Origin of the sequence: Aeromonas sp. 2692-1 (assembly GCF_013085505.1) — a bacterium.
Lineage (GTDB): Bacteria > Pseudomonadota > Gammaproteobacteria > Enterobacterales > Aeromonadaceae > Aeromonas > Aeromonas hydrophila.
Window position 1 is genome coordinate 3,026,374 of record NZ_CP038513.1, and the last position, 22,692, is coordinate 3,049,065.

Consider the following 22,692-nt stretch of genomic DNA (forward strand, 5'->3'; position numbering starts at 1 on the left):
TTGGCAACATTTGCGCCTTGCATATTCAGGTATTGACAGGATTTGTGACCATAATTATAAAATGACTGGTGATTCTTACCAAAAAATAGCCAAAGGATGGAATAAATGATGGAAGCTAAGAGTCGGCTAAAGGATTTGGACAGGATTGACCGCAACATTCTGAATGAGCTGCAAAAGGATGGCAGAATTTCGAACGTTGAGTTGTCCAAACGAGTTGGCCTGAGTCCTACACCGTGTCTGGAACGGGTTCGTCGCCTCGAGCGACAAGGGTATATCGAAGGGTATGCCGCCATTCTGAACCCTCATTATCTGGACGCGTCTCTGCTGGTATTCGTGGAAATTACCCTCAATCGCGGTGCCCCCGATGTGTTTGAACAGTTCAACAAGGCTGTTCAGGTGCTCGAGGAGATCCAGGAGTGCCATCTGGTCTCCGGCGATTTCGACTATCTGCTCAAGACCCGAGTCAGCGACATGTCGGCCTATCGCCGTCTGCTGGGGGAAACCCTGCTGCGTCTGCCCGGTGTCAACGACACTCGCACCTATGTGGTGATGGAAGAGGTCAAACAGAGCAGTCGTCTGGTGATCAGCACCCGTTGAGTCGGGTTATGCTGTGGCTTGCCAGCCTTGCGACAAGTCACGACATTCAGAAACGAGCGGCCGGTCCGCTCGTTTCTTCTTATCGAGTCGGTTGTGAATATGGCCGCCACGCCAGGCACGGGCTGACAACCGGTGGGCTTTTCAGGGATACTAGGCCCCCTTATCCCCCTGCATTACATGTTTTCAGAAAGGAGCCGGAGTTTGGCCGATAAAAAGCTGTTTACTCCTTTATCAGGTACACAACGGATCTTCGAAGCCGTCTTGATCGCCATCACCCTGATGGCTGCCTATCTCTTGCTTGCCCTGTTGTCCTACCACCCCGCCGATCCCGGTTGGTCCCAGACCTCCTGGCAAGGGGAGGTGAAAAACCTCGCCGGCAGCGCGGGGGCCTGGCTCGCCGACATCACCATGTTTACCTTCGGGGCGTTTTCCTATCTGGTTCCCCCCCTGGTCGTCCTGCTGGGCTGGAGCCTGTTCTGGCGTCCAAGCCGGCTGCTTGATGTGGATTACCTCACCCTGTCGGTGCGCATCGTCGGCTTCGTGCTGACCGTGCTCGGCATGTCCGCCATTGCCAGCATGAACTTCAATGATCTGCAGAATTTTTCCGCCGGCGGCCTGGTGGGGGACGTGATCTCCTCCGCCGTGGTGCCGCTGTTTGGCGGGGTCGGTGCCAACCTGATGCTGCTCTGCTTCGTGGCCACCGGCATCACCCTGTTCACCGGCTGGTCCTGGCTGACCATCGTCGAGCGGATCGGGGCCGCCTGCACCGGTTCGGTCAGCGCCGTTTACCATTTTCCCACCACCCTTGGCCGCTGGCTGACCGGTGGCTGGCGCCAGCCGCGCGTTGAGGGGCCGGATCCCTTGCTGGAAGGTGGCGTGGGGGCCATCGAACTCGATGACGAGGAAGATGAACCGCACTCCAGCTGGACCCGTCGTCCCAAGGAAAAAGCCGCAACCAAGAGCCAGAAGGCCAAGTCCGATGAGTGGCTGCCCGAGCTTGATGAGGATACCTTCCAGTTCGATCCGCAGTTTGACGATGAAGATGACGAGCCGGCCCCCGTGGCCAAGGCCAAGCGAGCAGCCACCAACGGCGCTCGTCGTCAGCCAGCCCTGGTCACGGCCGATGACGAGGACGATGATCTGGATCTGCCCTGGGCGGAAGGAGATGAGGAGGCGCCAGCACCGGCGGCTCCCACGCCCGGCAAGCCCAAGCGCCGCCTGCAACCTGGGCTGCCACCCTTGCCCAGCATCGAGCTGCTGGACCGTCCGCCCGCCAAGACCCAGATGATGAGCAAGGACGAGCTGGAGCGCATGGGCCGACTGGTGGAGGCGAAACTGGCCGACTACAACGTGCAGGCCAAGGTGGTGGGTGTCTATCCAGGCCCCGTCATCACCCGTTTCGAGCTGGATCTGGCGCCTGGCATGAAGGCGAGCAAGATCACCAACCTCTCCCGCGATCTGGCCCGCTCTCTGTCGGCCAGCAGCGTGCGGGTGGTGGAAGTGATCCCGGGCAAGACGTTCGTCGGGATCGAGCTGCCCAACAGGGTGCGTCAGACCGTCTACCTGCGCGAGACCCTCGACTGCGAGGCGTTCTCGGGCAGCCGCAACCCGCTCACCATGGGGCTGGGTCAGGACATTGCCGGCGAACCCGTGGTGGTGAACCTCGCCAAGATGCCCCACCTGCTGGTGGCCGGTACCACCGGCTCCGGTAAGTCGGTGGGGGTGAACACCATGATCATCTCCATGCTCTACAAGTCGACGCCGGACGATCTGCGCTTCATCATGATCGACCCCAAGATGCTGGAGCTGTCGGTCTACGAGGGGATCCCCCATCTGCTGACCGAGGTGGTGACCGACATGAAGGACGCCGCCAACGCCCTGCGCTGGTGCGTGGGCGAGATGGAGCGTCGCTACAAGCTGATGTCGGCGGTCGGGGTGCGCAACCTCAAGGGCTACAACGACAAGGTGCTGGCGGCCATCGAGGAGGGGGAACCCCTGCTGGATCCGCTGTGGCGTCCGGGCGACTCCATGGACCAGATGCCGCCTGAGCTGGAAAAACTGCCGCATATAGTCGTGGTGGTGGACGAGTTTGCCGACATGATGATGATCGTCGGCAAGAAGGTGGAGGAGCTGATCGCCCGTATAGCCCAGAAGGCGCGGGCGGCCGGTATCCACCTGATCCTCGCGACCCAGCGGCCGTCGGTGGATGTCATTACCGGTCTCATCAAGGCCAACATCCCGACCCGTATCTCGTTCCAGGTGTCGAGCAAGATCGACTCCCGTACCATCATCGATCAGGGCGGCGCCGAATCCCTGCTCGGCATGGGCGACATGCTCTACATGCCGGCCGGTACCTCCAACCCGACCCGGGTGCACGGCGCCTTTGTGGATGACCACGAGGTGCACAAGGTGGTGGCGGACTGGAAACTGCGCGGCGAGCCGAACTACATCGAGGAGATCCTCTCCGGTGAATCCGGCGGCGAGGGCGGCAGCGGCGAATATGGCGGTGGTGACGACGAAGAGCTCGACCCCCTGTTCGACGAGGCGGTGGCCTTCGTGGTGGAGTCGCGCCGCGGCTCGACCTCCAGCGTGCAGCGCAAGTTCAAGATTGGTTACAACCGGGCGGCCCGTCTCATCGAGCAGATGGAAAACCAGGGTATCGTCAGCGCCCCGGGCGGCAATGGTCAGCGCGACGTGCTGGCCCCGCCACCGGTACGGGACTAAGCCTCACCCCTCTATCATCCTGGCCATGCCCCCTGCGGGCGTGGCCTTTTATCGAGATAGCCGTTATGAAAAGCATGATGAAAAAACAACTGTTGATGGGCACTGTGCTGCTGGTTGCCAGCAGCCAGGTGTGGGCCGACGCGGCCAGCGATCTCAAGCAGAAGCTGGCGGGAGTGAGCCTCTTCTCCGCCAAGTTTGCCCAGACCGTCTATGACAGCAAGGGCAAGGAGCTGCAGCGCGCCGGTGGCGATCTGCTGGTGCAGCGCCCCAATCGCTTCAACTGGCACACCACCTCGCCGGACGAGAGCCTGATCGTGGCCGATGGCAAGGATGTCTGGGTCTATGATCCCTTCGTCGAGCAGGTGACCGCCCTCAAGATGAAGGATGCGGTGCTCAACACCCCCTTCGTGCTGATCGCCGGCAACGACAACAGCCTCTGGAAGAACTATGACGTCACCCAGGAAGGGGATGTCTACACCGTCACCAGTCGCAACCAGGACGAGCTGATCGCCTCCTTCCGCATCACCTTCGACAGGCAGAACAACATCAGCCGCTTCGACGTGAAAGAGGCCCAGGGCCAGTGGAGCGAGTTCACCCTGAGCAACTTCAACCGCAAGCCGGTGCTCAAGGGCAACGAATTTGTCTTCAAAATCCCCAAGGGGGTCGCGCTGGACGATCAGCGCTGATGAGCAGACGGTCGCTGGATTTCTGGTCGGCCCGTCTGCCAATGGCGACGGGCATGGCGCTGGGGGTCAATACCGATGAGTAACCTCTTGTTGGATGTCTGGTCGGCCCGTTTTTCCATGGCGGTATGCGTGATACTGAACGGTCAATACAGATGAGCAACTTGTCGCTGGATTTTTCGTCGGACTTTCGTCCGCTGGCGGCCCGGATGCGGCCGCAAACCCTCGAGCAGTACATAGGTCAGCAACATATCCTGGGGCCTGACAAGCCCCTGCGCAAAGCGATCCTGGCCGGCCATTGCCACTCCATGATCCTGTGGGGGCCTCCCGGCACCGGCAAGACCACGCTGGCCGAACTGATGGCCCACTACTGCCAGGCCGAGGTCGAGCGGCTCTCGGCGGTCACCTCCGGCATCAAGGAGATCCGTGCCGCCATCGACAAGGCCAAGGAGAACAGCTGGCGCGGGGTGCGTACCATCTTGTTCGTGGACGAGGTGCACCGTTTCAACAAGAGCCAGCAGGATGTGTTCCTGCCTCACATCGAAGACGGCACCATCACCTTCATCGGCGCCACCACCGAAAATCCCTCGTTCGAACTCAACAACGCGCTGCTCTCCCGGGCCCGGGTCTATCTGCTCAAGCGACTGGAGGAGGAGGATATCCTCACCCTGATCGATCAGGCAATGCAGGACGCTCGCGGGCTCAATGATCCGGCGCTGACCTTCGCCCCCGGGGTGAAGGAAGCGCTGGCCAAGGCGGTGGATGGGGATGGGCGCAAGTCCCTCAACTACCTGGAGCTGCTGGCCGACATGGCCGAGTCTGACGGCAGCGGCCACAAGCTGATCGACAGCACCCTGCTGGCCGCCGTGGTGGGGGAGCACGTGGCGCGCTTCGACAAGGGGGGCGATCACTTCTACGACCTCATCTCGGCGATGCACAAATCCATTCGCGGCTCGGCGCCGGATGCGGCGCTCTACTGGTATGCCCGCATGGTGAGTGCCGGTTGCGATCCGCTCTATATTGCCCGCCGGTTGCTGGCGATTGCCTCCGAGGACGTGGGCAATGCCGACCCGCGAGCCATGCAGGTGGCGCTCTCGGCCTGGGACTGCTTCCACCGCATCGGGCCGGCGGAAGGGGAGCGGGCCATCGCCCAGGCGATCGTCTACCTCGCCTGTGCGCCCAAGAGCAACGCGGTCTACACCGCCTGGAAGGCGGCGCTTCACGACGCCAAAAACCTGCCGGACTTCGAGGTGCCGCCCCACCTGCGCAACGCACCGACCAAGCTGATGAGCGAGCTGGGCTATGGCGCCGAGTACCGTTATGCCCACGACGAGCCCGGTGCCTATGCCGCCGGCGAGCAGTACTTCCCGCCCGAGCTGGCTGGCAAGCAGTACTATCAGCCCACCGATCGCGGGCTGGAGAAGCAGATAGCCCAGAAGCTCGACTATCTGCATCAACTGGATCGGCAGAGCCCGCGGCAACGGGACAAATAGTGGTGTGGCTGGCGGCTGGTAGCGAGCCTCTCCCGGGTCTGTCTTGCCGGGTTGCGCGTTAATTGGTCAGCCGATTTGATCCAGGTCGTCATCCCCCGGAAAACAGGGCAAAACGGGCGCAATAGTCCCTGTTCGGGCGGGGGGCGGTCTGATACACTGGCCCTCTGACCCCGCTTGTCTTGGCCTGGTGCCATCTTCTTGATTTCGAAGGCCTGCTCACCATAGGCCCGATTCTGAAAGACGACAGGGGTGCGCCAACCGATGTTAACTTCCGGATCTGTTTTCCAGCCCGTCATGATGACTCAGGCCCAGATCCCATTTTAAAAAAGTAGGTAAACCATGCTGGATCCCAAATATCTGCGCAGCGATATCGCCGAAGCTGCCGCTCGTCTGGCGACACGTGGCTACGTTCTGGACGTAGCGGCTGTCAATGCTCTGGAAGAGAAACGCAAGGATCTGCAGTCCCGTACCCAGGAGCTGCAGGCCGAGCGCAACGCCCGCTCCAAATCCATCGGTGAGGCTGCCCGTCGCGGCGAAGATGTTGCCCCGCTCAAGGCCGAGGCCACCAAGATCAACGAAGAGCTCGAGACCAGCAAGGTCGAGCTGGATGCCCTGCTGGCCGAGCTGAAGGTCATCGCAGACGCCATCCCCAACCTGCCGAGCGACACCACCCCGGTCGGTCGTGACGAAAACGACAACGTGGAAGTGCGCCGCTGGGGCACCCCGCGCGAGTTTAGCTTCCCGGTACGCGATCACATCGATCTGGGTGAAGCGGCCAAGGGCGTTGACTTCAAGAACGGCGTCAAGCTCTCCGGCTCCCGCTTCGTGGTGATGAAGGGCCAGATTGCCCGTCTGCACCGCGCCCTGGCCCAGTTCATGCTGGACCTGCACACCCTGCAGCACGGTTACACCGAGTGCTACGTGCCCTATCTGGTCAACCCGGACAGCCTGTACGGTACCGGCCAGCTGCCGAAGTTCTCCCAGGATCTGTTCAATACCGGCATCGATGGCGAAGGGGAAGAGGAGGGCAAGGTACGCAAGTTCTCCCTGATCCCGACCTCCGAAGTGCCGCTCACCAACATGGCCCGCGACGAGATCTTCGACGAGCAGGAACTGCCCATCAAGATGACCGCCCACAGCCCCTGCTTCCGTTCCGAAGCCGGCTCCTACGGTCGTGATACCCGTGGCCTCATCCGCATGCACCAGTTCGACAAGGTCGAGATGGTACAGCTGGTGCACCCGGAGAAATCCTGGGAAGCGCTGGAAGAGATGGCGGGTCACGCCGAGAAGGTGCTGCAGCTGCTGGAGCTGCCGTATCGCGTGATGGCACTCTCCACTGGTGACATGGGCTTCTGCGCCGCCAAGACCTACGATCTGGAAGTGTGGCTGCCGGCCCAGAACACCTACCGCGAGATCTCCTCCGTCTCCAACTGCACCGACTTCCAGGCGCGCCGCATGCAGGCTCGCGTGCGCATCGATGGCAAGCCGCAGCTGCTGCACACCCTGAATGGCTCCGGCCTGGCAGTGGGTCGCACCCTGGTGGCGGTGATCGAGAACTACCAGCAGGAAGACGGCCGCATCGCCATCCCGGCGGCGCTGCAATCCTACATGGGCGGCCTGACCCACATCGGGTAAGCGCTCATTGCAGACGACAACGCCATGGCATGCCATGGCGTTGTGCATTCTGGCGTCGGTCAACCGTTTTAATGGGCCGTGAATGCGCTGGTTCGCCGCCTGTTTGAACCGTTAACACATTTTTATCAAGCATTGCGCAATCGTTTTTGTTAGACTGCGCCGCAATTTCGCAGGACATCTTTTTCTATGGTCTGGATTGATTACGCCATCATCGGCATCGTCGGTTTCTCTGCTCTCATCAGCCTGGTGCGCGGCTTCGTCAAGGAGGCCATGTCCCTTGTCACCTGGTTCGTCGCCTTCTTCATCGCCAGCCATTTCTATTCGGATCTCGCCATCTACTTTACCTCGTTCAGCGACCCGCTGGTGCGCAACGGCCTAGCCATCGCAGCCCTGTTCGTGGCGACCCTGATCCTCGGCAGCGTGGTGAACTACGTGGTGGGGCTGCTGGTGGACAAGACGGGGCTGTCCGGCACCGATCGGGTGCTTGGCATCTGTTTTGGCGCTATTCGCGGGGTACTGATCGTCAGTGCCCTGCTTTTTTTCATGGATACCTTCACCAACCTCTCCCAGAGCGACTGGTGGACGGCGTCCAAGCTGGTGCCCGAGTTCAAGCCGGTCATCCAGTGGTTTTTCGGGTTCATGCTGAACTCATCGAGTTTTCTTAAACAGGTATAGTGACTTCGAGGTAGCAAAGACATGTGTGGTATTGTCGGTATAGTTGGCACCACCCCCGTCAATCAGGCCCTCTACGACGCCTTGACGGTGTTGCAGCACAGGGGACAGGATGCCGCCGGGATCGTGACCATTGACAGTGGAAACTTCCGGCAACGCAAGGCCAACGGCCTGGTGAAGGACGTGTTTGAAGTGCGTCACATGCAGCGCTTGAAAGGGCATATCGGCATAGGACATGTCAGATATCCCACCGCAGGCAGCTCCAGTGCCGCTGAAGCCCAACCTTTTTACGTGAACTCCCCCTACGGCATGGTGCTGGCCCACAACGGCAACCTCACCAACGCCAAGGAGCTCAAGGAGCAGCAGTTCAAGGTGGCCCGTCGCCACATCAACACCACCTCGGACTCCGAGGTGCTGCTGAACGTGCTGGCGCACGAGCTGGATCTCTGCGACAAGATGGCGCTGCGCCCGGAAGACATCTTCTCGGCGGTGCGCAAGGTGCACCAGCAGATCCGCGGTGCCTATGCCGTGGTTTCCCTGGTGATCGGCCACGGTCTCATCGGTTTTCGCGACCCCAACGGCATTCGCCCGCTGATCCTGGGCCGCCGGGTCGACGAGCAGGGGCAGGTGGAGTACATGCTCGCCTCCGAGAGCGTGGCGCTTGACGCCATCGGTTTCGAGACGGTGCGCGACGTCGCGCCGGGGGAGGCCATCTACATCACCGAGCAGGGCCAGCTTTTCTCCGAGCAGTGTGCGGAGAACCCGCAGATGAGCTCCTGCATCTTCGAATACGTCTACTTCGCTCGCCCCGATTCGTGCATCGACAAGGTGTCGGTCTATGCCGCCCGCCTCAACATGGGTCGCAAGCTGGGCCAGAAGATTGCCCGCGAGTGGGAAGATCTCGACGTGGACGTGGTCATCCCCATCCCCGAGACCTCCTGCGACGTGGCTCTGGAAATCGCCCACACCCTGGACTTGCCGTATCGTCAGGGCTTCGTGAAGAACCGCTACATCGGCCGTACCTTCATCATGCCGGGCCAGACCCAACGCAAGAAGTCGGTGCGCCGCAAGCTCAATGCCATCAGCTCCGAGTTCAAGGGCAAGAAGGTGTTGCTGGTGGACGACAGCATAGTGCGCGGCACCACTTCCGAGCAGATCATCCAGATGGCCCGTGAAGCGGGGGCCGCCAAGGTCTACTTCGCCTCGGCGGCGCCGGAAATTCGCTTCCCCAACGTCTATGGCATCGACATGCCCACCGCCAACGAGCTGATCGCCCACGGCCGGGAAGTGGAAGAGGTGTGCAAGCTGATTGGCGCCGACGGCCTCATCTTCCAGGATCTGGAAGATCTGGAAGCGGCGGTGCGGGAGATCAACCCCGAGCTGCGCCACTTCGAAACCTCGGTGTTCAACGGTCACTACGTCACCTCCGACGTGGATCAATCCTACCTCGACCACCTCAACGCCATGCGCAGCGATGACAACAAGGCGGTGCGCGAGTGGCAGGAAGGCACCAGCAACCTGGAAATTTTTAACGAAGGCAGTTAAACGTTTTCCACGCTGGGGTGTTGCAACGAGATGGGGGCCCTGGCCCCCATTGTTGTTTCCGCTTGCCAAAAGGGTGCGGCATCTGCTTGAAAAAGCAGCGTTTGTACCCGCAGCTATGGGCAGTGGCGACGGGATCCGCTAGCATGGGCCGCCGCCGTATCAACCCGAACAGACGAGAATTCAGATGGATGACCTGCTAGCCCCCGTGCGCCAGTTTTTGCACTGCGAGACCCCGGATGCGTGGATCGAGATGGCGCGGGATCCCGCCAGGTTGCCGACCCTGCTCATCGATCACGCCAACTGCGAGAACAAGGCCGCGCTCACTGCCCACAGCCTGGTGCGCCGCTACTGCCTGCCCAAGGGCAAGCGCCATCTGTTGCCCAAGCTGGAGTTCTATCGGGAGCTGGATGCGATTCCGGAGAAGGCCGAGATCCTGGGCAAGCGCAGCATGGGGGAGTCTGATCGCACCGTGTTCGAGGAGCTGTCCCGCAATCCGCTGCTGTTTCCCATGGTGCGGCTGATTCAGGAGGAGCTGCATCACTTCGAGCAGGTGCTGGAGATCATGCAGGCCCGCGACATTCCCTATGGCCCGGTGACCGCCTCCCGCTATGCCCGCAACCTGATGCAGCATGTACGCACCCACGAGCCCGCCACCATCGTCGACAAACTGATCATCGGCGCCTATATCGAGGCGCGCTCCTGCGAGCGGTTTGCCAAGCTGGCGCCCCATCTGGACGAGGAGCTGGGCCGTTTCTACGTCTCCTTGCTGCGCTCCGAGGCACGCCACTACCAGGACTATCTGGCGCTGGCCGAGCAATATGCGGGGGAGGACATCAGTGAACGGGTGGCCTTCTTCGGCCAGGTGGAGGCGGAGCTGATCCGCTCGCCGGATCCGCAGTTCCGGTTCCATAGCGGTCTTCCTGTCAGATCTGACAGTTGTTGACGGGCAGGGCGCTGCCTACCATTGCAGCGTTCCTACTACGAGCGACGCATTCATTTTTGAGCGCAATTCCCGGCCCCTGAGCCGGGATTTTTTTGTCTCTTTTTAAGGCGCGAAAGCGGCGGGCAAGGGCCGGCGGTGAGCCGCCGGGCGCGGATCAGCGGCGGTATTCGTTGTTGTAGTTCTGGATGAGGCGCCGGGTCACCTCGTGCTGGGGATCGGCGAACACCTTGAGGGTCTTGCCGCGCTCCACCACCCGCCCTTCGTGCATCACCAGCACCTCGTCGCTGATGTGGCTCACCACCCCCAGATCGTTGGCCACCAGCACATAGCTCAGACCCATGGTCTCCTGCATCTCCAGCAGCAGGTTGATGATCTGGGAGCGCACCGAGATATCCAGGGTTGAGAGCGCCTCGTCGGCCACCACGATCTTGGGGTTGAGGATCAGCGCCCGGGCCAGCGCCACCCGCTGCTGTTGACCGGCGGAGAGCATCTGCGGATAGAAGAGGGCGTGGTCCGCCAGCATGCCCACCATGCGCAGGGTCTGCACCACCTTGTCGCGGCGCTCCTCCTCGGTCATCTCGGTGTTGAGGCGCAGCGGCGTCTCCAGGATCTGGCCGACCCGGATCTTGCGGTTGAGAGAGGAGTTGGGGTCCTGGAAGATCATCCGCAGCAGCTTGCAGCGGGTCTGATAGTCGCCGTGGATCATCGGCTGCCCCTCGATGGCGATCTCGCCCCCGCTCGGCTCTATCATGCCGGCCAGAATGCGGGCCAGGGTGCTCTTGCCGGAGCCGGCCTCGCCGACGATGGCCAGGGTCTGGCCCACCTCGAGATCAAAGGAGAGCGGCTTGATGGCTTCCACCGCCCGGCGTCGAAACAGGCCGGTGCGGTTCTGATAGGTCTTGCACAGGCCCCTGACCTGCAACAGGGAGGGTTCGATCACTGTCCTGGCTCCTTGGTGAGAGGGCATGCTGCCACGCTCTGATACGGGATTGAATTCACTTTTTGGGCTCTTCCATGTTCAACGGGAAGTGGCAGCTGAACTGGTGACCCTTGATCTTGCTCATCAGCGGGGTCTGCACGCACTGCTTCTGGGCGTAGGGGCAGCGGGGGCCGAGCCGGCAACCGATGGGCAGGTGCTGCAGCGGCGGAATGACGCCGGGCAGGGTCTCCAGGCGCGACTTGTGGCGCACCAGCTTGTCAAAGTCGGGGATCGACTTGAGCAGCGCATCGGTATAGGGGTGGTGCGGTGTCTCCAGGATCTGCTCCCGGGTGCCCACCTCCACCATCTGGCCGCAATACATCACGTTGATGGTGTCGGTCAGGTTGGCGATGGCGGCGATGTCGTTGCTGATGATGAGGATGGTGGTGTTGCCCAGCTTGTTCATCTTGTCCAGCAGCCGCAGGATCTGCGAATGGGTGGTGGACTCCATGGCGCTGGTGGGCTCGTCCGCCACCAGCAGGCGCGGCTGGTTGGCAATCGCCATGGCGATCATCACCTTCTGGCACATGCCGTCCGACAGCTCGTGAGGGTAGGCCCGCATCACCTTGCGGTGATCCTTGACGCCGACCCGGTGCAGCAAGGCTATGGCTTTCTTCTTGCGCCACTGGAAGCGCTGCCAGAACTGCCCTTCGAACGAGTCGGTCGGGATCGCCTCTTCCAGCTGGGTGCCGATCTCCTCGGAGGGGTCGAGACAGCTGATGGGGTCCTGGAAGATCATGGCGATCTCGCGGCCCATGATGCGGCGCCGCTCGCGGGGCGCCATGGTCAGCAAATCCATGTCGTTGAAGCGCATCCGGTCGGCGCGCACCGTCCAGTTGTCCTTCTGGATGCCGACGATCACCTTGGCCACCAGGCTCTTGCCGGAGCCGGATTCGCCCACCAGGCCGCGGATCTCCCCCTCGGCCAGGGTCAGGCTCACCTTGTCTACCGCCTTGACCTTGCCCTGCGGGGTGTCGATCTCGATGGTGAGGTTGCGTATGTCGAGCAGAGGCATCAGTCATTCCCCTCTTTGAGTGCTTCGCGAATGCCTTCGCCAACCAGGTTGGTCACCAGCACGCTGAACAGGATGGCCATGCCCGGCAGGGTCACGGTCCAGGGGGCGAGATAGATGAGATCGCTCGAGTCGGCCAGCATGGCGCCCCATTCCGGTTGCGGTGACTGGGCGCCGAGGCCGAGAAAACCCACCGCCGAGATGTCGAGGATGGCTGCCGACAGGGTGCGGGTGGTCTGGGCCACCAGAGTCTCGACGATGTTCGGCAAAATGGCCAGCCGCATGATGCGCAAGGGGGGCGAGCCGTCGAGCCGGCTGGCGATGATGTACTCCTTCTGCATCTCGGTGTGGACCGCGTTGTAGGTGGCCCGGATGAAGGGAGGGATCAGCGCCAGGGTAATGGCGATCAGGGTGTTGAACAGACCCGGCCCCAGGATGGCCACCATGATGATGGCCAGCAGCAGGGAGGGGATGGAGAGCAGGGTATCGAGCAGGTGGTGCAGCACGCTCGACTTGAGCCCCTTGCTCATGCCGCCGAGGATGCCGATGGCGGTACCCGCCACCATGGCGATTACCACCACCAGCAGGGCGTTGCCAAAGGTGAACCTGGCGCCCACCACCAGCCGGGAGAGGATGTCGCGCCCCAGATCGTCGGTACCGAGGAAGTAATCGATGTTGCCGCTGTTGGCCCAGGAGGGGGCCAGCAGCAGGCGGGTGCTGTGCTGCTCGTCGATGCCGTAGGGCACCACCAGCGGGCCGAACAGGGTGATGAGCAGCAGGATCACGAAGCACCAGAGCCCTGCCATCGCCAGCGGATTGCGGCGATAGGAGGCCCAGGTCTGCTCCAGCGGCGAGAGGATCTTGAGCTCGGGGTAGAGGCTAGTCTTGTCTTGCATAGGATTCCTGGCTCCGGGTCATGCCATGAGCACGTTCAGTCTTGTTTTGCATAGAGTTCTTTGCGCCGCGCCGGGTAGATGATGGTGGTGAGCAGCTCGGTGCTGACGCTGATGAAGATGACGAAGCTGGCCACCACCAGGGTGGCACCGCGGATGGCGGCGTAATCCTGCAGGGCGATGCTGTTGATGAGCCAGCGGCCGATGCCGTGCCACTCGAACACCACCTCGGTGATCATGGCGGAGGTGAGCACGCTGCCCAGCTGCAGGCCCAGCAGCGGCAGCACCGGCGGCAGGGCGTTCTTGAGGCCGTGACGCCAGACGATCTGGCGACGGGAGAGGCCGCGGCTGGCCGCCGCCTTGATGTAGTTCTGCTTCATCACGTCGATGAGGGAGCTGCGCACGTGGCGGATCACCTCGGTGGTGGGCACCACCGCCAGCACCAGCGAGGGCAGGATCAGGTGGCGCAGGGCGTCGTGCAGGGCGGCCTGGCGCCAGGGCTCGTGACTCATCAGCACGTCGATGAGGGCGATGCCGGTGATGGAGGGCACGTCATAGAGCAGGCTGATCTGGCCGGAGGCGGGCAGCCAACCCAGATCCAGCGAGAAGAACATCACCACCAGCAGCGCCAGCCAGAACACCGGCACCGCGTAGCCGATGAGGCCGGCGGTCATGATGGTGAGATCGAGCGGCTTGCCCTGAGAGAGGGCCGCCAGGGTGCCGAGTGGAATGCCCACCAGCAGCGAGATGGCGAAGGCCGCCACGCAGAGGATCAGGGTGGCGGGGAAGTAGTGACGGATCTCGTCCAGCACCGGCAGGCCGGAGACGCTGGAGAGCCCCAGATCCCCGTCCAGAATGCGGCGCAGGAAGTCGGGGTAGCCGCTCCAGAAGCTGGCCTGCTGGCCGATGAGGCGCACGTCCAGCAGGTAGGCGACGAAGGTCAGCGCCAGCAGGGTGATGAGCAGCAGATTGATGCGACGCAGGATATAGAGAAACATGCTTACTCCCGATAGGCCTGGTTGAAGACGGTGCCGCCAAAGGGCATCAGGGAGAGCCCCTCGATGTCGCTGCGGCTGACCTGAGTGCGCAGGGCATGGGCCAGCGGAATGAGCGGCATCTGCTCGTTGAGCAGGGTCTGGGCGTAGTAGTAGTTGCGCAGCCTGAATGCCAGCTGGGGCGTGGTCACCGCATCGTCCAGCAGCTGATCAAACGCCGGGCTGCACCAGCGGCTGTAGTTGTTGCCGCGCTCGACGGCGGCGCAGCTCAGCAGCTGGCGAAAGAAGTTGTCCGGGTCGGCGTTGTCGGCAATCCAGCCGCTGAGCAGGCTGTCGTACTGGCCCTGGGCGAGGCGGGCCTCGATGACCGGCCACTCCTGCTGCACGATTTTGAGCTTGATGCCGACCTTGGCCAGATCGCTTCGCATCAGCTGGGCGGTTTTGAGGGCATCCGGGTTGTAGGCGCGCGAGCCCGGCTGCACCAGCACTTGCATCTCGAACCCTTGCTCCAGTCGTGCCTCCTTGAGCAGCTGGCGCGCCCGCTTGAGGTCCGGCTGGCGCATCGGCAGGGAGGGGTTGTAACCCCAGGAGAGCGGCGGCAGCAGGCTGTTGGCGGGCTGGCCCGTCTCGAAATAGACCGCCTGCAGCAGGTTGTCGATGTTGATGGCGCTGGCGATGGCCTGGCGCACCTGCACCTTGTTGAACGGTGCCTTGCGGGTATTGAGGGCGAGGAAGGCGACGTTCATGCCGGACTGCACCGCCAGGCTGAGGTCGGGATCCTGGTCGATCACCGACAGCTGGCTGGCGGCCGGGGTGCTCATTACGTCGCACTCGCCGGTCAGCAGCTTGGCCAGCCGCTTGGACGATTTGGGGGTGATGTCGTAGATGAGCTGCTCAATCTTGGCCTCGCCGCCCCAGTAACCGGGGTGGCGCAGGTAGCGCACGTATTCGTTGTGACGATACTCCTTGAAGCTGAACGGCCCGGTGCCCACCGGGCGGCTGTCGATGAGCCCCGGGGTACCGGCCTTTTGCAGCTGCCCGGCATACTCGGCGGAGAGCACGATGGCGTAGTCGCTGGCCAGGGTGGCGAGGAAGGAGGCATCCGGCCGGTTCAGCTCGAATACCACCTGATCGGTGCCCTTCTTGTAGACCCGCTTGATCAGCTGATCCAGCCCCAGGCTGTAGAAGTAGGGGTATTCGCCGCCGGAGACGTCGTGATAGGGGTGCTGCTTGTCGAGCAGCCGCCGCCAGGTGAACACCACGTCGTCGGCGTTGAGGGGGCGCGAGGGGTTGAACCAGGGCGTGTGGTGAAAGGTGACGCCCTTGCGCAGGGTCAGGGTATAGAAGAGGCCGTCTTCGCTGGTGCTCCAGCGGGTGGCGAGCCCTCCCTCCAGCGCCAGGGTGTTGGGGTTCACCTCCAGCAGTCGGTCGTAGAGCGGGCGCGAGCTGGCATCCAGGGTCACCCCGGAATTGGAGACCTGGGGATTGAAGGTCTGGGGCGAGCCTTCGGCACAATAGATGAGTCCCGTCCTGGACGCGTCGTCTTGTTTCTGACAACCGGTGAGCAGCACCAGCATTCCAAGCAGCAAGGGTTTGAGCATTCTCATTGTCGAACCATGTTTTTATACGAAGTTGCCGGCGACGGGGCCGGCAAGGGGTGGGTGCCGCTCTGGGGCAGGCTGCCCGGGTGATTAATCCGCATCGTTGTCACTGTCCAGCAGCTGGTATTTGCGCAGCATGCCGCGGAACTGGTGATAGCTCAGGGCCAGCAGTTGGGCGGCTTTGCGCTGATTATACTGGGATTGCTGCAGTGCTTGCTTGAGTAAATTAATCTCGTAGCCCGCCACCGCCTGTTTGAGATCCAGCGGCAGGGCGGGGGAGTCCGGTGCCACCGCTGGCGTCTGTTCCAGCTGGACAGTGGTCGTGACCGCCGCCTGGGCCCGGGGGCGCCAGGGGGAATCGAACGGGTTGAGCACCAGCTCGGCCAGCGGCAACTGGGGGTTGCCCTGGCGGTAGATGCTGCGCTCCACCACGTTTTTCAGCTCCCGCACGTTGCCGGGCCAGGGGTAATCCAGCAGCAACTGGGTCGCCTTGCGCGAGAAACCGGCAAACAGCGGATAGCCGAGCTCCCGGGTCATGCCGTGGGCGAAGTGCTCCGCCAGCATCAGAATATCTTCGCGCCGCTCCCGCAGGGGGGGCAGGGTGATGACGTCGAAGGCGAGCCGGTCGAGCAGGTCGTGGCGAAACTGCCCCTTGTCGGCCAGCGCCGGCAGATCCTCGTTGGTGGCGCACACCAGCCGCACATCCACCTTGAGGGCCTTGGCACCGCCCACCCGCTCGAACTCGCCGTACTCGATCACCCGCAGCAGTTTTTCCTGCACCCGCGCGCTGGTGGTGGCCAGTTCGTCGAGAAACAGGGTGCCTCCGTCGGCCCGCTCGAAGCGGCCCTGGTGGCGTTTGGCGGCGCCGGTGAAGGAGCCCGCCTCGTGGCCGAACAGCTCGGTCTCCAGCAGACTCTCGCTCAAGGTGGCGCAGTTGACGGTGACAAAGCTTTGATCCCAGCGCGCCGAGAGATAATGTAGGCGGTGGGCGATGAGTTCCTTGCCGGTCCCCCGTTCGCCGATGATCAGCACGGGTTTGCGCAGCGGCGCCAGGCGGGAGGCTTGCTCAATGATCTCGAGAAATGCGTTGGATTCTCCCAACAGGCTTTCCGTGGCCGTGGTCATAGTCATCCCCGTGAATCGTTGAAAGCTGGTCAATCTTACCAAAAGTTGGTGATTCTAATCATTACTTGTGTGGTGCATCTTGAAACTCGACTTATCTGCCCCATATAAATCAACAAGTTAAATTCTGTTCCAGATTGGCACACAAGTTGCCATTGTCAATGGAGAAACAACGTATGCCAACCACAGGAGTACAATCATGAGTATTTTTTCCCGCCTGGCCGACATCATCAATTCCAACCTGACGGCCCTGCTCGACAAGGCAGAAGATCCCCAGAAGATGGTGCGCCTGATCATCCAGGAGATGGAAGACGAGCTGGTGAAGGAGCGCTCCAATCTGGCCCGCTTCCTCGCCAACCAGAAAGAGATCGGCCGCCAGGTCAGCCGCCATCAGGAGCGGGTTGCCGAGTGGCAGGGCAAGGCCGAGCTGGCCCTGAGCAAGGGACGGGAAGACTTGGCCCGCGCGGCGCTTATCGAGAAGAAGAAGCAGGCCGAGCTGGCCGACGGCCTCGAGCGCGAGCAGCAGGCGGTGGACAGCGGCATCGCCAAGCTGGGGGAAGAGATCCGTCAGCTGGAAGCCAAGCTGGAAGACGCCCGTGCCCGCCAGAAGGCGATGGCCATTCGCAGCGAAGCGGCCAGCAGCCGTCTCAACGTGCAGAGCCAGGTCGCCCGTGGCGACAGCCAGGCGGTGGTGAGCAAGTTCGAGCGCATGGAGCGCCGCATTGACGAGATGGAGGCCCGCGCCGATCTGGGACAGTCCGACAAGGCGCTGGCCCAGCAGTTTGCCGAACTGGAAGCCGACGATCAGATAAGCAAAGAGCTCGAGGCCATGCGCCAGAAGCTGGGCCAAGGCGATACCACGCCAAAACAGGGAGAGTAACAGATGGAAGATCTGCTGGGTGTATTGATGGTTCCCATGGTGGTCTTCATGGTGGTGGTGGCCCCCATCTGGCTGGTGCTGCACTACCGCGCCAAGGGACGCATTGGCGCCGGTCTTGCCGATGGCGAGCGTGAACAGCTGCAGGGGCTGCTGGTGCGTGCCGAGAAGATGCAGGAGCGGGTGGGCGCGCTTGAATCGATTCTGGATGCCGAGGTTCCTGGTTGGAGAAACAAGGTATGACGGTTTTCAATGAGAGATGTCATGACCGTTGTGGAAAGCCGGAGCTGGTCGGCACCGTATTGGAGTCGATTCTGGATGCGGAAGTCCCGGGCTGGAGGAACAAGGTATGAGCAGCATCAGTCGTGAAGGGCGCAACCTCTATCGTGACCCCCAGCGCGGCAAGATAGCCGGGGTCTGTGCCGGTCTGGCAGAGTACTTCGGGGTGGAGACCTGGATCGTGCGGCTGTTGGCCATCAGCGGCCTCATCTTCGCCGGTTTCATCACCTTCACCGCCTACGTCGCCGCCTGGTTTCTGCTCGACAAGAAGCCAGTCACCCTCTACGCCCAGGAGGATGCCGACTTTGCCGAGGTGCGGATGAAGGCGCGCAGCTGGCAGGCGGGCGTCACGCCCCATCAGGCCCTTGTCCGCATCGGCCAGGAGCTGGATGGGCTGGAGCCCAGATTGCAGCGCATCGAGAAGCTGGTGACCTCCAAGGAGTTCACCCTGCAGCGGGAGTTTCGCAACTTGTAACCCCGAGCGATGCCATGGCCCCGTCGGCGCGGGCCGGCCTTTGATGGCGGGCACCGCGCCAGGGGGCCATGGCGCGGGGGCGGCAGCGGCCATCCCCTTCGCTCTGGATGGACGGGAGAACAGGACAAGCCTTGATACTCAATAAACTGGAACAGCAGTTCAATCGCCTGCAGCACAAGGCGAACGACGTGGTCAACCGGGTACGGGATCGCCACATCCGGCTGGCGGTCACCGGCCTCTCTCGCAGCGGCAAGACGGCCTTCATCACGGCGCTGGTCAATCAGCTGGAACACGCGGCCATCGACGGTCGCCTGCCCCTGTGGGATGCCCTGCGCCAGGGGCGCATCCTCGGCACCCGCCGGGTGCCCCAGCAAAATGCCCACATTCCCACCTTTGCCTACGAACGCAGCCTCGATGCCCTGTTTGGCGATCCGCCGGCCTGGCCCGAGCCCACTCGCGGGGTGGCCGAGGTGCGCCTCGAAATTCGCTATCGCACTCGCCATCCTCTGCGCAAGCATCTGGGGGAGATCTCCACCCTCTATGTGGATCTGGTGGACTACCCCGGGGAGTGGCTGCTCGACTTGCCGCTGCTGGAGATGAGCTACGAGCAGTGGAGCGAGCAGGTGCGCGAGCAGCTGCGCCGCCCCGAGCTGCAGACCCTTGCCGCCGGCTGGCTGGCGCCAGAGTGGCAGGCGGATCAGGGCTTCGAGGAGCGGCCGGTGGCCCAGCTCGCCGAGCGCTACACCGACTACCTGCATGCCTGCAAACAAGAGTTGGGATTGCACCTGATCCAGCCCGGTCGCTTCGTGTTGCCGGGAGAGTATGCCGGCGCCCCCATGCTGCAATTTGTCCCCTGGGTGTGGGAGATGCCCGCCGGCGAGCCCGCCGAAGGCACCCTCTACGCCACCCTCAAGCAGCGCTTCGAGCAGTACAAACAGCACCTGGTGCAGGGTTTTTATGAGCAGCACTTTGCCGGTTTCGATCGCCAGATCGTGCTGGTGGATTGCCTGCAGCCCCTCAACGCTGGCGCGGCCAGCTTTGGCGACATGCAGCAGGCCATTGCCCGCATCATGGAGAGCTTTGCCTACGGCAAGAGCAACTGGTGGCGGCGGCTCTTCTCGCCGCGCATCGACAAGCTGCTGTTCGTGGCGAGCAAGGCCGATCACGTCACCCCGGAGCAGCACGGCCCCATGGTTTCCCTGCTGCAGCATCTGGTGCGCAGCGGCCGCGGTCAGGCCCGTTTTGAGGGGATTGCTACCGAGTGTCTGGCGCTGGCCGCCATCAAGGCGACCGAGGTGGGCAAGGGGGTGGCTGATGGCCGCGAGTTCCCCGCCATCCGTGGCACCAGTATTGCGGGTGAGCCGCTGCTGCTGTTTCCGGGCGAGGTGCCGTCCCATATTCCCCCCGCCCAGTGGTGGAACAATCAGGGCTTTGATTTTCAGGCATTTCGCCCGCTGCCCATGAGCCCCCATCAGGCGCTGCCCCATATCCGGCTCGATGCGGCGCTGGAGTTTCTGCTCGGGGATCACCTCGAATAACCGGTGTGCGGCACGGGTTTGTTGCCTGCGCCGTACCCGGGAGACTGTTTTCAGGAGAACAAGGCGATGAACGATCAGATAAAAGAGCGGCCACCGCTGCAGGGCAAGGTGATCCTGGAGCCCGCGTTGACGACAGCCGAGAAGGAGCGGGCGCCGGCGCCGGCCCAGCGGCTGGAGGAGGCGAGCTTCGAGCGCCTCGATGAGCTGGAAGAGCTCACCGAGGTGGAGAGCGCCCTCGTCATCAAGCCGCGCCGCCGTCATCGGCTGCTGGCATGGGGGCTGGGAGCGGTCGGTGTGCTCTCCCTGGGTCAGTACGGCGCTTTCCTTTACGACCAGTTTCTCACCACCCCGCTCTGGGGCGGCGCCTGGCTGGTGGCTTCGGCGCTGGTGGCGGCGGGTACCGCTGGCGTGGTGGGGCGCGAGTGGCTGCGGCTGCGCACCCTCAAGCGGCGCCAGGATGTGCGCTCGCGGGCCGAAGATCTGCTGGCCCATCAGGGGGTCGGCCAGGGCCAGGTGTTCTGCGAAGGGCTGGCCGAGCGTAGCGGTGACAAGAGGCGCGAAGGGTATCAGACCTGGCTGGCCCAGCTCGACGAGAGCCACAGCGATCGGGAGGTGTTGACTCTCTACAGCCAGCTGGTACTCGGCGAGCGCGACAAGCTGGCCCAGGCGCGGGTGGCCAAATGGTCGGGGGAGGCCGCCGTGCTGGTGGCCCTGAGCCCGCTCGCCACCGTCGACATGATGCTGATGCTGTGGCGCAACCTGCGGATGATCGAGGATATCGCCGATGTCTATGCCATCGAGCTCGGCTACTGGAGCCGCATTCGCCTCATTCGTCAGGTGTTTCGCAACATGCTCTACGCCGGCGCCACCGAGCTGGTGACCGAGGTGGGGATGGACTTGCTGGGGGCCGAGCTCACCGCCAAGCTCTCCGCCCGCGCCGCCCAAGGGGTAGGGGCCGGGCTGCTCACCGCTCGCCTCGGCCTGAGCACCATAGAGGCGTGCCGCCCGCTGCCCTGGTGCGCAGATGAGAAACCCAGGCTCGGCGAGCTGCGTAAGCGGCTGATCGGTCAGCTGGCAGGCTACCTCAACAAGGGGTGAGCGGCCGGCCAGGGCTCGATTGTGGTTGTCACAAATTATTTACAATTATCCGTCGCAGCCGACCCTTGGGTCGGCTGCTTTTTTGAGGGGCAAACCGTTACAGTGATCTCATCGCGCCAATGGCGCCTGACCGCCCGGATGGCGGGTCGCAACCCAGAGGATGGAGTCACCCATGGCAAGTCTCTACACTGCTCACCAGCCGGATGAAGCGGGCACGATCCACTACTCGGACGAGGAGCACGGCACCTGGCAGATCCTGATCGCGCGCCAGCTGGCGGCGCTCGAGGGCAAGGCCTGTGACGAGTACCAGGCCGGGCTGGCGCGGCTCGACCTGCCCCGGGATCGGATCCCCCAGCTGGCCCAGATCAACGCCGTGCTGCAACCGGCCACCGGCTGGTCGGTGGCGGCAGTGCCGGCGCTCATCTCCTTTGACCGCTTCTTTGCCCTGCTGGCCAACCGCCAGTTTCCGGTGGCCACCTTCATTCGCCGTCGGGACGAGCTCGACTACCTGCAGGAGCCCGACATCTTCCACGAGATCTTCGGCCACTGCGCCATGCTGACCAATCCTGCCTTTGCCCACTTCACCCATGTCTACGGCCAGCTTGGTCTGCGGGCCGGCAAGGAGGAGCGGGTCTTTCTGGCACGGCTCTACTGGTTCACGGTGGAGTTTGGCCTGCTGGCTACGGCAAAGGGGCTGCGCATCTATGGCGGCGGCATTCTCTCCTCCATCGGCGAGACCGCTTATGCCCTTGGCGGCCAACCCGTGCTGCAGCCCTTTGATCCCATCGAGGTGCTGCGCACCCCGTATCGCATCGACATCATGCAGCCCACCTATTTCGTGCTGCCCGAGCTTGGCGAGCTCTATCGTCTGGCGGAGCAGGACATCATGGCTATGGTGGCCGAGGCGCGCCGTCTGGGGCTGCGTCCCCCCCGCTTTGCACCGGCTGGCGGCAAGCAGGCAAGCTGAGCCGCCCGCCGGTGTTTGATTACCCCCTTTTCATCGATACACAAGGAGAGTCCCATGTCCGAACTGGCCAGCCAGCAGTGTGAAGCGTGCCGCGCCGATGCTCCCAAGGTGAGCGAGCAGGAGCTGAGCGAACTGATGCGCCTCATCCCCGACTGGCAGCCGCTGGTGGTAAAAGGTGAGCTGCAACTGCGGCGCGAATTCACTTTTCGCAACTTCAAGGAGGCGCTCGCCTTCACCAACCGGCTGGGTGAACTGGCGGAGGCGGAGTTTCATCATCCGGCAATCCTGACCGAATGGGGGAAGGTGACCGTCAGCTGGTGGACCCACAAGATAGGCGGCTTGCATCGCAACGACTTCATCATGGCGGCGCGTACGGATGAGCTGCTGAAGTGAAGACGTCCTCACTCATCGAGTGGGTGATATGGTGACCGTCAGCTGGTGGGCCCACAAGATAGGTGGCTTGCACCGCAATGACTTCATCATGGCGGCGCGCACCGACCAGCTGCTCAAATAAACGTCTGTGGATGGCGCGGGCCTGCCCGGTGAAAACGGGGCGGGCCCGCA

21 protein-coding genes and 1 pseudogene are annotated in these 22,692 nt (G+C 62.8%); 16 read left to right on the forward strand and 6 right to left on the reverse strand.

What is annotated here, in order from left to right; genetic code table 11:
* Positions 1-105 precede the first annotated feature (105 nt).
* From lrp to E5E97_RS14440, 8 genes are all read left to right on the forward strand, one after another.
* A complete protein-coding gene (gene lrp, locus E5E97_RS14405) occupies positions 106-597 on the forward strand; it encodes a leucine-responsive transcriptional regulator Lrp (protein ID WP_005300047.1) in 492 nt (163 codons plus the stop codon).
* 201 nt (positions 598-798) lie between these two features.
* Entirely contained in the window at positions 799-3,321 is a 2,523-nt protein-coding gene (locus E5E97_RS14410; protein ID WP_043163187.1) for a DNA translocase FtsK, read from the forward strand.
* Between the two features lie 77 nt (positions 3,322-3,398).
* A complete protein-coding gene (gene lolA / locus E5E97_RS14415; RefSeq protein WP_011705742.1) occupies positions 3,399-4,007 on the forward strand; it encodes an outer membrane lipoprotein chaperone LolA in 609 nt (202 codons plus the stop codon).
* Between the two features lie 152 nt (positions 4,008-4,159).
* Positions 4,160-5,497, forward strand: a complete 1,338-nt coding sequence (locus tag E5E97_RS14420) for a replication-associated recombination protein A (protein ID WP_171280462.1) — start codon at positions 4,160-4,162, stop codon at positions 5,495-5,497.
* Positions 5,498-5,836: 339 nt separating this feature from the next.
* Entirely contained in the window at positions 5,837-7,132 is a 1,296-nt protein-coding gene (serS, locus tag E5E97_RS14425; RefSeq protein ID WP_171280463.1) for a serine--tRNA ligase, read from the forward strand.
* A 186-nt stretch (positions 7,133-7,318) separates the two neighbouring features.
* Positions 7,319-7,807, forward strand: coding sequence for a CvpA family protein (locus E5E97_RS14430; protein WP_011705745.1), 489 nt, complete (start codon positions 7,319-7,321; stop codon positions 7,805-7,807).
* Positions 7,808-7,828: 21 nt separating this feature from the next.
* Positions 7,829-9,349, forward strand: coding sequence for an amidophosphoribosyltransferase (gene purF, locus E5E97_RS14435; RefSeq protein ID WP_011705746.1), 1,521 nt, complete (start codon positions 7,829-7,831; stop codon positions 9,347-9,349).
* A gap of 184 nt (positions 9,350-9,533) precedes the next feature.
* Positions 9,534-10,292 carry a tRNA-(ms[2]io[6]A)-hydroxylase gene (locus tag E5E97_RS14440; protein ID WP_171280464.1) on the forward strand — a complete coding sequence of 253 codons (759 nt, stop codon included), beginning with the start codon at positions 9,534-9,536 and terminating at the stop codon, positions 10,290-10,292.
* A gap of 154 nt (positions 10,293-10,446) precedes the next feature.
* Here the strand turns inward: E5E97_RS14440 and E5E97_RS14445 are convergent, their stop codons facing one another.
* The 6 genes from E5E97_RS14445 to pspF all read right to left on the reverse strand — a co-directional run bounded on the left by E5E97_RS14445 (position 10,447) and on the right by pspF (position 16,897).
* Entirely contained in the window at positions 10,447-11,232 is a 786-nt protein-coding gene (locus E5E97_RS14445) for an ATP-binding cassette domain-containing protein (protein ID WP_011705748.1), read from the reverse strand.
* A 55-nt stretch (positions 11,233-11,287) separates the two neighbouring features.
* Positions 11,288-12,286, reverse strand: a complete 999-nt coding sequence (locus E5E97_RS14450; RefSeq protein ID WP_005300065.1) for an oligopeptide/dipeptide ABC transporter ATP-binding protein — start codon at positions 12,284-12,286, stop codon at positions 11,288-11,290.
* Entirely contained in the window at positions 12,286-13,179 is an 894-nt protein-coding gene (locus E5E97_RS14455; protein ID WP_171280465.1) for an ABC transporter permease subunit, read from the reverse strand. The genes E5E97_RS14450 and E5E97_RS14455 overlap by 1 nt, the downstream gene beginning before the upstream one ends.
* 35 nt (positions 13,180-13,214) lie before the next feature.
* The gene (locus E5E97_RS14460) at positions 13,215-14,174 is read right to left on the reverse strand and encodes an ABC transporter permease subunit (protein ID WP_011705751.1); all 960 of its coding nucleotides are present in this window, start codon (positions 14,172-14,174) and stop codon (positions 13,215-13,217) included.
* Between the two features lie 2 nt (positions 14,175-14,176).
* Complete coding sequence (sapA, locus tag E5E97_RS14465; protein ID WP_171281224.1) at positions 14,177-15,772, reverse strand: ABC transporter substrate-binding protein SapA; 1,596 nt, start codon at positions 15,770-15,772, stop codon at positions 14,177-14,179.
* Positions 15,773-15,862: 90 nt separating this feature from the next.
* Positions 15,863-16,897 carry a phage shock protein operon transcriptional activator gene (gene pspF / locus E5E97_RS14470; RefSeq protein ID WP_101615139.1) on the reverse strand — a complete coding sequence of 345 codons (1,035 nt, stop codon included), beginning with the start codon at positions 16,895-16,897 and terminating at the stop codon, positions 15,863-15,865.
* Between the two features lie 196 nt (positions 16,898-17,093).
* Between pspF and pspA the strand changes: the two genes are divergently transcribed.
* The 8 genes and pseudogenes from pspA to E5E97_RS14510 form a co-directional block, all read left to right on the forward strand.
* Positions 17,094-17,774 (forward strand): phage shock protein PspA, encoded by a 681-nt coding sequence (gene pspA, locus E5E97_RS14475; RefSeq protein WP_011705754.1) that lies wholly within the window; start codon positions 17,094-17,096, stop codon positions 17,772-17,774.
* Between the two features lie 3 nt (positions 17,775-17,777).
* Entirely contained in the window at positions 17,778-18,014 is a 237-nt protein-coding gene (gene pspB, locus E5E97_RS14480) for an envelope stress response membrane protein PspB (protein ID WP_005300084.1), read from the forward strand.
* A gap of 106 nt (positions 18,015-18,120) precedes the next feature.
* Positions 18,121-18,525 (forward strand): envelope stress response membrane protein PspC, encoded by a 405-nt coding sequence (pspC, locus tag E5E97_RS14485; RefSeq protein ID WP_162516610.1) that lies wholly within the window; start codon positions 18,121-18,123, stop codon positions 18,523-18,525.
* 131 nt (positions 18,526-18,656) lie between these two features.
* The gene (locus E5E97_RS14490) at positions 18,657-20,063 is read left to right on the forward strand and encodes a YcjX family protein (RefSeq protein ID WP_171280466.1); all 1,407 of its coding nucleotides are present in this window, start codon (positions 18,657-18,659) and stop codon (positions 20,061-20,063) included.
* 66 nt (positions 20,064-20,129) lie between these two features.
* Positions 20,130-21,161, forward strand: coding sequence for a YcjF family protein (locus E5E97_RS14495; protein WP_171280467.1), 1,032 nt, complete (start codon positions 20,130-20,132; stop codon positions 21,159-21,161).
* A 172-nt stretch (positions 21,162-21,333) separates the two neighbouring features.
* Entirely contained in the window at positions 21,334-22,128 is a 795-nt protein-coding gene (gene phhA / locus E5E97_RS14500; protein WP_060389645.1) for a phenylalanine 4-monooxygenase, read from the forward strand.
* A gap of 54 nt (positions 22,129-22,182) precedes the next feature.
* The gene (locus E5E97_RS14505; protein WP_005300093.1) at positions 22,183-22,521 is read left to right on the forward strand and encodes a 4a-hydroxytetrahydrobiopterin dehydratase; all 339 of its coding nucleotides are present in this window, start codon (positions 22,183-22,185) and stop codon (positions 22,519-22,521) included.
* 31 nt (positions 22,522-22,552) lie between these two features.
* A pseudogene (locus E5E97_RS14510) lies at positions 22,553-22,642 on the forward strand (4a-hydroxytetrahydrobiopterin dehydratase); the annotation flags it as partial.
* Positions 22,643-22,692: the final 50 nt, after the last annotated feature.

Bases quoted from the DNA above. Each gene is read 5' to 3' on its own strand.
- E5E97_RS14420 (WP_171280462.1), top strand. From the start codon at position 4,160: ATGAGCAACTTGTCGCTGGATTTTTCGTCGGACTTTCGTCCGCTGGCG.
- pspB (WP_005300084.1), top strand. From the start codon at position 17,778: ATGGAAGATCTGCTGGGTGTATTGATGGTTCCCATGGTGGTCTTCATG.
- E5E97_RS14505 (WP_005300093.1), top strand. From the start codon at position 22,183: ATGTCCGAACTGGCCAGCCAGCAGTGTGAAGCGTGCCGCGCCGATGCT.
- sapA (WP_171281224.1), bottom strand. From the start codon at position 15,772: ATGCTCAAACCCTTGCTGCTTGGAATGCTGGTGCTGCTCACCGGTTGT.
- lrp (WP_005300047.1), top strand. From the start codon at position 106: ATGATGGAAGCTAAGAGTCGGCTAAAGGATTTGGACAGGATTGACCGC.
- pspF (WP_101615139.1), bottom strand. From the start codon at position 16,897: ATGACCACGGCCACGGAAAGCCTGTTGGGAGAATCCAACGCATTTCTC.
- E5E97_RS14455 (WP_171280465.1), bottom strand. From the start codon at position 13,179: ATGCAAGACAAGACTAGCCTCTACCCCGAGCTCAAGATCCTCTCGCCG.
- E5E97_RS14460 (WP_011705751.1), bottom strand. From the start codon at position 14,174: ATGTTTCTCTATATCCTGCGTCGCATCAATCTGCTGCTCATCACCCTG.
- E5E97_RS14440 (WP_171280464.1), top strand. From the start codon at position 9,534: ATGGATGACCTGCTAGCCCCCGTGCGCCAGTTTTTGCACTGCGAGACC.
- phhA (WP_060389645.1), top strand. From the start codon at position 21,334: ATGGCAAGTCTCTACACTGCTCACCAGCCGGATGAAGCGGGCACGATC.
- E5E97_RS14430 (WP_011705745.1), top strand. From the start codon at position 7,319: ATGGTCTGGATTGATTACGCCATCATCGGCATCGTCGGTTTCTCTGCT.
- serS (WP_171280463.1), top strand. From the start codon at position 5,837: ATGCTGGATCCCAAATATCTGCGCAGCGATATCGCCGAAGCTGCCGCT.
- pspC (WP_162516610.1), top strand. From the start codon at position 18,121: ATGAGCAGCATCAGTCGTGAAGGGCGCAACCTCTATCGTGACCCCCAG.
- lolA (WP_011705742.1), top strand. From the start codon at position 3,399: ATGAAAAAACAACTGTTGATGGGCACTGTGCTGCTGGTTGCCAGCAGC.
- pspA (WP_011705754.1), top strand. From the start codon at position 17,094: ATGAGTATTTTTTCCCGCCTGGCCGACATCATCAATTCCAACCTGACG.
- E5E97_RS14450 (WP_005300065.1), bottom strand. From the start codon at position 12,286: ATGCCTCTGCTCGACATACGCAACCTCACCATCGAGATCGACACCCCG.
- purF (WP_011705746.1), top strand. From the start codon at position 7,829: ATGTGTGGTATTGTCGGTATAGTTGGCACCACCCCCGTCAATCAGGCC.
- E5E97_RS14495 (WP_171280467.1), top strand. From the start codon at position 20,130: ATGAACGATCAGATAAAAGAGCGGCCACCGCTGCAGGGCAAGGTGATC.